We start from the raw sequence: 2,625 nt of genomic DNA, 5'->3' as shown, positions 1-2,625 counted from the left end.
TAGGCCTGTTGGGAACGACTTCATTACGGTCGGTGCCGCGAGCCAGTTCGTAGAGACGTAAACCATATTGGCCGAAGTTCGCTTCGAGCGCCGCCAATTCAAAACCTCTCAGATGCTCTACCATGTGAATCCCAAGCCTTTCAAGTTTCTCTTCCGTCAACTTGCCGAGGCCAGGTAGACGTGAGACTGGCAGCGGCGAAAGGAACTCAATCACCTCGTCAGGCTGGATGACAAAGAGACCATCGGTTTACGCCAGTCAGACGCGATCTTCGCCAGAAACTTGTTTGGCGCCACGCCCGCCGGGGCAGTCAATTGCAACTCCTGACGAATCTGCTCACGAATAGTACGAGCCACGCGGGTCGCTGTCGGCAAGCCGGTCTTATTCTCGGTCACATCGAGGTACGCCTCATCAAGCGACAGCGGCTCAATCAAATCCGTATGACGCCGGAAGATCTCATGCGCCATACGCGAGACTGCTCGATACCGCGGAAAATCTGGCGCCACGAAGGTTGCGTCGGGGCAGAGACGTTCGGCGCGAATGGCGGCCATGGCTGACCGAACGCCAAACCGCCGGGCCTCGTACGAAGCGGCGCAAACGACAGAACGTTTGCCGCGCCAAGCCACGATGACTGGCTTGCCGCGTAATCGTGGGTCGTCGCGCTGCTCGACAGAGGCATAAAACGCGTCCATATCGATGTGTACGATTTTGCGAACGCCCATGTGGACATTATGTCCGCTTGGTCCGCGTTGAAGCGAAAGGCGGAAGTGGCACAAGCACTGAATTAAATTCGAAGTGGCGTGAAGATTGCGACCTTCAACATCAACAACATCAACAAACGGCTTGCAAATCTGTTGCATTGGCTCGAAAGGGAGAAGCCTGAAGTCGTGTGCCTCCAGGAACTCAAGACAGAGCAGCATGGCTTTCCCGCCGACGCTCTGCGGTCAGCGGGATATGAGGCCGTCTGGGTCGGTGAGCGCTCGTGGAATGGTGTGGCAATTCTCGCCCGTGGACAAATGCCGATTTTGACTCGCTCAGAACTTCCCGGTGACGATCACGATCGGCAGGCTCGTTACCTAGAAGCAGCGGTTCGTGGCGTTCTCATTGCGTGCATTTACCTACCCAACGGCAATCCTCAACCCGGTCCGAAATTCGCTTACAAGTTGGCGTGGTTCGAACGGCTGATCACACATGCAAACGACCTGATAACAGCTCGTGTCCCGATCGTGCTGGCCGGCGATTACAACGTGGTCCCGACCCCACAGGACATTTACCCAACTCGATCTTTAGACAAGAACGCTCTTGTGCAGCCAGCGAGCCGTGAAGCATTCCAAAGGTTGCTTTGCCAGGGGTGGACTGATGCTCTGAGAAGGGTGCATCCGGCGGGGCCGCTTTGGACATTCTGGGATTACAAATCTGACAGATGGCTGGCGGATAAGGGGATGCGACTCGATCATTTGCTTCTCTCTCCGCAGGTCGCGACTCGATTAATTGATGCTGGCATTGATCGTTGGGTCCGCGGCGAAGACAACGCGAGCGATCATGCTCCAGCATGGATCACACTTAAGATGTAATTTTTCGCCGAGAGAGGTTGCCGGACGGGCGCACCATTGTCCGGATGGTCGACGGCTCGGAAACATTCCTAAATACATGGCCGTCTAGGGAGGATCGATTCGAGTCGCAGCTCGCCCATTTTCCGGTTTGCCCGTCAACAGGGAGCAACCTGGAATTTAGGTTGTCACATTAGCATTTCGACGGCGGGCAACCAAATACGCCGGCTCCAGTTCGGGCCAGTAGGGCACCACAGAAGCAGCTTTCATGGCTCGTGCTGCTCTGGCCGCAAGGATTGAGCCGAGACTGCATTCAGGAGGCGATCGTAACCCTACAAGTTCTCCAATCGTAATCGAAGGTCTGCGCCCTTCCACGCCCTTTGGAACTCCCGCTCGACCCAAGCCATTTCTTCCATCTTATGTTGCGCCCGAAGGCTCTCCCGCAGACCGAATAACAAGCGGCCGTTGTTCGGGCTCTGCCGCAATCCTTCGCGAAACACGATCTCGGCGGCGGGAGCATCTCCGGAGCGCAGCAGCGCCGCCCCAGCGATTCCCGCACAGGGTAGTACCAAGTCGGCGGCTCGAAATAAAATAGCCGATCCTGCAGGTCGACGGCCTTCCGCCACTTTGCAATAGCGGCCGCGGGATCCGAATCGAGCCGCGCATCCAGCACTGCCGCTGCCAAATCCGTCACTTCACTGTTTTGGCGGCATCGTGCCATTCCATGTTGCGATCGAAGCTCTTTCGCAATTCCTCAAAGTGCTGTTGCTCGCGCTGGGCATCGGCGCGCCTCCCTTCGCCGAAAGCTGCCAGTGCCCGTGCGTAATGCCACATTGCCGTGAAGAGCGAGTTAGGGCCCTTTGGCTTTGGAGCCGCGAGCACCTCATCCCACATGCCCATCCGCACTTCGATGAACCCTGTATACATCTCGCCTACCGTCACCATGTCCGGTACCATCGAGGCGAGGGAAGTGCGCATCATTTCGATGGCTTTCCGGGTTTCGGCGACGCGTCCCTGCATCGCACGTGCGTACAGGATAAACATCAAGCTGTGCGGATAATTCATCTGCAGGTAGCC

The 2,625-nt window shown here is 56.9% G+C and carries 3 protein-coding genes and 1 pseudogene; 1 reads left to right on the top strand and 3 read right to left on the bottom strand.

Going from position 1 to position 2,625, the window contains the following annotated elements:
• Nucleotides 1-214: pseudogene (locus tag JOY90_RS11935) on the bottom strand (DNA polymerase IV); the annotation flags it as partial.
• Nucleotides 211-720, bottom strand: coding sequence for a DNA polymerase IV (gene dinB, locus JOY90_RS11930; protein WP_291691344.1), 510 nt, complete (start codon nt 718-720; stop codon nt 211-213). The gene dinB and the pseudogene JOY90_RS11935, both read right to left, overlap by 4 nt.
• A 78-nt stretch (nt 721-798) precedes the next feature.
• Here dinB and JOY90_RS11925 point away from each other — a divergent pair, with 78 nt between their 5' ends.
• Nucleotides 799-1,572 (top strand): exodeoxyribonuclease III, encoded by a 774-nt coding sequence (locus tag JOY90_RS11925; protein ID WP_291691343.1) that lies wholly within the window; start codon nt 799-801, stop codon nt 1,570-1,572.
• A gap of 666 nt (nt 1,573-2,238) precedes the next feature.
• Here the strand turns inward: JOY90_RS11925 and JOY90_RS11920 are convergent.
• A partial coding sequence (locus JOY90_RS11920) for a hypothetical protein (RefSeq protein WP_291691342.1) occupies nt 2,239-2,625 on the bottom strand: 387 nt, incomplete at its 5' end.

It is taken from the genome of Bradyrhizobium sp. (assembly GCF_019242285.1).
In the GTDB taxonomy this organism is placed as follows: domain Bacteria; phylum Pseudomonadota; class Alphaproteobacteria; order Rhizobiales; family Xanthobacteraceae; genus Bradyrhizobium.
This window is presented reverse-complemented; position numbering and strand designations above follow the sequence as displayed.

Coding starts and splice junctions, on each gene's coding strand:
- dinB (WP_291691344.1), bottom strand. CDS start 720: ATGGGCGTTCGCAAAATCGTACACATCGATATGGACGCGTTTTATGCC.